Raw genomic sequence first — 4899 nt, 5'->3', positions numbered from 1 at the left:
GGGCTCGGGAGGTCGTCAAGGCCCGGGATTTCCATATCGGCTCGGTGGATGATCCGGATGAGCTGGTGTTGGTGTGGGGTCAGGTGCTGGGCTGTGATGCGGTGGTGTTGGCGGCGCGGATCGCCGACCGGCGCGTCGGACCGGCTGCTTCCCGAAACCGCGGCCGCCGCGCAGATCACGTCGGGTTTCCTGGAAAACCGTTCGGTGGCGGTGCGCAACAGCCTGCGCACCGGACTCGGGCTCGCGCTGGCGGTGGCGGTCACGCACGTCTTCCCCGTCGAACACGGTTTCTGGGTGGTGTTGGGCGCGCTGTCGGTGCTGCGCAGCAGCGCACTGACCACCGGAACCCGGGTGTGGCGCGCGGTGTTCGGCACGGCGATCGGCTTCCTGCTGGGCGCTGCGCTGATCAGCCTGGTCGGGGTGGACCCGGTGGTGTTGTGGATCCTGATGCCGGTGGTCGTGTTCGGGTCCGCCTACGTACCCGAGATCGCGTCGTTCACCGCGGCACAGGCCGCGTTCACGATGATGGTGCTGATCTCGTTCAACCTGATCGTGCCGTCGGGGTGGCAGGTCGGGCTGATCCGGATCGAGGACGTCGTCGTGGGTGCCCTTGTGGGCGTGGCGGTTTCGCTGCTGATGTGGCCCCGGGGGGCGACCGCCTCGGTCACCCGGGCCATCGATTCGGCCCGCGTCATCTTCGCCGACTACCTGCGGGCGGCGGTCCTGCGCATCACGCGTGGCGCCTTCGAAGAACGCACCGACGAAGTCGCGACGCTGAGCCACGACGCCCTGGCCGCCTCCCGCGTCATCGATGACGCTGTGCGCCAGTATCTTTCGGAGAGCAGCGGCGAGACGGACTTCCGTGCGCCCATCGTGCGGTCTTTCAACCGGGCGATCCGGCTACGTGGGGCGGCCGACCTCGTCGCGGACATCCCCACTCCCCCGCCGCTCGGCGCGTATCCGAAGGTGCGTGCGGTGGTGGAGAAGCACGCCGAGGCGATCTGCGAGCGGGTCGCCGGGCGGGAGCCCGACGACCCGTGGGCGCCGATCGGTGACGACTTCGTGCTGGCGCTGCGTTCGGAGGCGCGCGACGACGACCTGGGGGTGTCGGCGGCACTGCCGCTGCTGACCGCGGCGGCCGCGCTCGGCGAGCTGGAACTGCTCTACCCGCAGCGGGTCGACCAGCCTCAGCGCAACGGGCGGTGAGGCATCAACGCATCCGGCGGGACCACGCCGAACTTGCCGGCCTGGAAGTCCTCGACCGCCTGGATCAGCTCCGACTTGGAGTTCATCACGAACGGCCCGTACTGGAACACGGGTTCACGAATCGGCTTGCCGCCCAACAACAGCACCTCCAGCGCGGGCCGGTGCGAGTCCTGGGAGCCGTCGGCGGTCACGGTGATGCGGTCGCCGGGCCCGAGCACGGCGAGCTGGCCCTGCCGGATCGGATGCGCGACGGGCCCGACCGATCCGCGACCCGACAACACGTACACGAGCGCGTTGAAGTCGCGGTTCCAGGGCAGGCTCAACCGGGCGCCGGGCTCGATGCTGGCGTGCGCCAGCGTGATCGGCGTGTGCGTCGCACCCGGGCCGCCTTGGCCGTCGATCTCGCCGGCGATGACGCGCAGTAGCGCGCCGCCGTCGTCGGAGGACAGCAGCGTCACCTGGTTGCCCTCGATGGCCTGGTATCGCGGGTCGGCGAACTTGTCCTTCTTGGGCAGGTTCACCCACAGCTGGATGCCGTGGAACAGGCCGCCGCTCTCGACGAGTTCGGCCGGCGGTGTCTCGATGTGCAGGATGCCCGAGCCGGCGGTCATCCACTGGGTGGCACCGTCGGTGATGAGGCCGCCGCCGCCATGGGAGTCCTGGTGGGCGAAGCGTCCGTCGATCATGTACGTGACGGTCTCGAAGCCGCGGTGCGGATGCCAGTCGGTGCCGCGCGGCTCGCCGGGCTCGTATTCGACCTCGCCCATCTGGTCCATGTGCACGAAGGGGTCCAGGTCGCGAGCGCTCACGCCGGCGAACGCCCGGACGACGGGGAAGCCCTCGCCCTCGTAGCCGCGGGGTCCGGTGGTGACCGAGCGGACCGGTCGTTCGGTGTCGGCGGGCCCGGGGCCCGCGATCCGGGGGAGAGTGAGCGTATCGGCTGTGATGGCAGGCATGCCCACGACAACCGGACCAGGGTCCGATTAATTCCCACGGCGGCCCGGCGGAGTCTGAAAAGGGGTCGACAGCGCGGTGACAATGGGTGGCATGACCACACAGCGGACCAGCGAGCGCAAGCTGCTGAACTTCGCGTCGCTGGTCGATGACAAGACCCTCGGGCAGGCCGAGCAGACCGCGTCGATGCCGTTCGTGCACCCGCACGTGGCGCTGATGCCCGACGCCCACTTCGGCAAGGGCTCGGCGGTCGGCACCGTGATCCCGACCGTCGACGCGGTGATCCCCGCGGCGGTCGGCGTCGACATCGGCTGCGGCATGATCGCCGCGCGCACCGTCTTCACGGCCGCCGACCTGGAGGGCCGCGACCTGTCGGTGCTGCGCCGGTCCATCGAGACCGCGATCCCGTTGTCGCCCGGCAACTACAACGCCGAGACCGACCGGTACCCGTTCACCGGGCAGCGCATCGAGGAGCTGCGCGCGCTGGCCGCCGACGAGGGCGTGGACTTGTCGCACTCGCCGAAGTGGCCCCGGCAGCTCGGCTCGCTGGGCGGGGGCAACCACTTCATCGAGCTGTGCCTCGACGAGCGGTCCCGCGTGTGGATGTTCCTGCACTCCGGGTCGCGCGGTGTCGGCAACAAGATCGCCCAGCACCACATCAAGCAGGCCCAGTACCAGTGCCGGGACGTCGACCTGCCTCACGTCGATCTGGCCTACCTGACCCAGGGCACGCCGCAGTTCGACGACTACCTGCGTGATCTGCACTGGGCGCAGCGGTTCGCGCTGTACAACCGCGCCGAGATGATGGACCGCTTCCGGCAGGCGCTGGCCCGCTGGATGGGGGTGTCCGCCGACGACGCCGCCGGCATCGAGGTCGAGCGGGTGAACGCCCACCACAACTACACCCAGCCGGAGAACCACGGCGGTCGTGAGGTGTGGCTGACCCGCAAGGGCGCGATCGACGCCCACGAAGGCGTGCGCGGCATCATCCCGGGCAGCATGGGCACCCGCTCCTACATCGTGCGCGGCAAGGGCAACCGCGCGAGCCTGTGCTCGGCCCCGCACGGCGCGGGCCGGCGGTTCTCCCGCACCGAGGCGCGCAGGCGGTTCAGCGCCGCCGATCTCGCCGCCCGCATGACGGGCATCGAGTACCGCCACGGCGAGCAGTGGATCGACGAGATCCCCGACGCGTACAAGGACATCGACCAGGTCATGCTCGACGCAGCCGAGCTGGTCGCGGTCGAGCACACGCTGCGTCAGGTGCTGAATGTGAAGGGCACCTGAGCGCGGGTATCCCCCTCCGCACGGAAGGAGATGCCGGTGACTGAACCGCACGACGACGCGACCTGGGAGGTCGTCGTCGCCACACTGCACGACCAGGGCAACCCGGCCCACGGCGCGGAGGAGACCTCGCTGGTCCAAGGTCCCGAGGGCGAAGCCCGCCGGGTCTACGCCGGCGCGACCTGATGGCCCGGACCGTCGCGGACTGGCCGGACAGCGATGTCGACACGCTCGTCACCCTCCTCGATCGGCTCACCGATCGCTTCGAGAACGCGGCGCTGCGATGACGGCCGAAGCCACCGCCGCCTCCCGGCTTCCCGCGCGCAACGCGTGGGGGCTGATGTTCGACCCGGTCTTCGGACCGCTGTTCTGGGGCAAGATCTTCGCCGTCGTCGCGGTGTGGACGCACAGCATCGTCGCCGCCATCGTGATGTACGACGCGACCAGATCGGCCCTGATGGTGGGGCTGGTCGGCGTCGTGCAGTTCGCGCCGCAGTTGATCCTGAGCCCGACCAGCGGGAAATGGGCCGACACCGGCAATCCGGCCCGGCAGATCCTGCTCGGCCGCGTGCTCTGCGTGGCCGGGTCGGGTTCGATCGCGGCCTGGATGTTCGCCGAGCCGGGATTGACCGGGATGGCCGCGGCCATCCCGGTCCTGTTTGGGACCACGCTCGTCGGTTTCGGTTTCGTCGTCGGCGGGCCCGCGATGCAGTCGATCGTGCCGACGCTGATCCGCGACGGCGAGCTGCCCACCGCGATGGCGCTCAACAGCATGCCGATGACGGTCGGCCGGATCCTGGGCCCCGCCGCCGGCGCCTACCTGGCCGCCCACATCGGACCGGCGACGGCGTTCGCCGTCAGCACCGTCCTGCACCTCGTGTTCGCGCTCGTCCTCGTCGCGGTGCGCTTCCCGGCCCCGCCCGAGCGGCGTTCCGGCACCGACTACCGGGTGCGCGCCGCCGTGCGGTACGTGTTCGGTGACCGTCCGCTGCTGCTGGCCCTGCTCGCGGTCACCACGGTCGGCATCGTGTCCGATCCGTCCATCACGCTGACCCCGTCGATGGCCGACGCGCTCGGTGGCGGCGCGTCGATGGTCGGGACGTTGTCGGCGCTGTTCGGGGTCGGCGCCGCGGTCGGGATGATCGCGCTGGCGTTGCTGCGCGGCCGCATCGGCTCGGCCATGGTGTCGTCGATCGGGATGGCGACGCTGGGCGGCGGCAGCCTGCTTCTGGCCGTCGGCGTGCAACCCTGGCTGGCCTACAGCGGCTTCGTGGTGGCCGGCCTCGGCTTCGGCTGCGCGATGACCGGCCTGAGCACCGTCGTCCAGGAACGTGCCCCCGAGGAGCTGCGCGGTCGCATCATGGCGCTGTGGCTGGTCGGTTTCCTCGGCTCGCGGCCGATCGCCGCGGCGTGTACCTGATCGTGCGGTCGGGCCCGGTGTTCGACCTCGCCCCGCAC

Annotated in this window: 4 protein-coding genes and 2 pseudogenes; 5 read left to right on the top strand and 1 reads right to left on the bottom strand. The window is 70.5% G+C overall.

Features of this window, described 5'->3' with window-relative positions; all coding sequences use genetic code 11:
* Positions 1-87: 87 nt before the first annotated feature.
* Positions 88-1206, top strand: a pseudogene (locus ASJ79_RS18890) (FUSC family protein); the annotation flags it as partial.
* On the opposite strand, the gene ASJ79_RS18885 reads toward ASJ79_RS18890, so the two are convergent.
* Complete coding sequence (locus ASJ79_RS18885; RefSeq protein WP_067958422.1) at positions 1188-2162, bottom strand: pirin family protein; 975 nt, start codon at positions 2160-2162, stop codon at positions 1188-1190. The pseudogene ASJ79_RS18890 and the gene ASJ79_RS18885 overlap by 19 nt on opposite strands.
* A gap of 91 nt (positions 2163-2253) precedes the next feature.
* On the opposite strand from ASJ79_RS18885, the gene ASJ79_RS18880 reads away from it, so the two are divergent.
* The 4 genes and pseudogenes from ASJ79_RS18880 to ASJ79_RS18875 all read left to right on the top strand — a co-directional run bounded on the left by ASJ79_RS18880 (position 2254) and on the right by ASJ79_RS18875 (position 4861).
* Complete coding sequence (locus ASJ79_RS18880; protein ID WP_067958419.1) at positions 2254-3444, top strand: RtcB family protein; 1191 nt, start codon at positions 2254-2256, stop codon at positions 3442-3444.
* A gap of 36 nt (positions 3445-3480) precedes the next feature.
* A complete protein-coding gene (locus ASJ79_RS32455; RefSeq protein WP_197420275.1) occupies positions 3481-3627 on the top strand; it encodes a hypothetical protein in 147 nt (48 codons plus the stop codon).
* Positions 3612-3728, top strand: a pseudogene (locus tag ASJ79_RS31235) (MarR family transcriptional regulator); the annotation flags it as partial. The gene ASJ79_RS32455 and the pseudogene ASJ79_RS31235, both read left to right, overlap by 16 nt.
* On the top strand, positions 3725-4861 hold the full coding sequence (locus ASJ79_RS18875) for an MFS transporter (protein WP_231750924.1): 1137 nt from the start codon (positions 3725-3727) through the stop codon (positions 4859-4861). The pseudogene ASJ79_RS31235 and the gene ASJ79_RS18875, both read left to right, overlap by 4 nt.
* The last annotated feature ends 38 nt before the right edge of the window (positions 4862-4899 follow it).

It is taken from the genome of Mycobacterium sp. NAZ190054, from assembly GCF_001545925.1.
Classification (GTDB): Bacteria; Actinomycetota; Actinomycetes; order Mycobacteriales; family Mycobacteriaceae; genus Mycobacterium.
The sequence above is the reverse complement of the archived record's forward strand: the minus strand, read 5'-3'. Positions and strand labels throughout refer to the sequence as shown.

Excerpts from the sequence above, each read along its gene's own strand:
- ASJ79_RS18885 (WP_067958422.1), bottom strand. The coding sequence starts at position 2,162 with ATGCCTGCCATCACAGCCGATACGCTCACTCTCCCCCGGATCGCGGGC.
- ASJ79_RS18875 (WP_231750924.1), top strand. The coding sequence starts at position 3,725 with ATGACGGCCGAAGCCACCGCCGCCTCCCGGCTTCCCGCGCGCAACGCG.
- ASJ79_RS18880 (WP_067958419.1), top strand. The coding sequence starts at position 2,254 with ATGACCACACAGCGGACCAGCGAGCGCAAGCTGCTGAACTTCGCGTCG.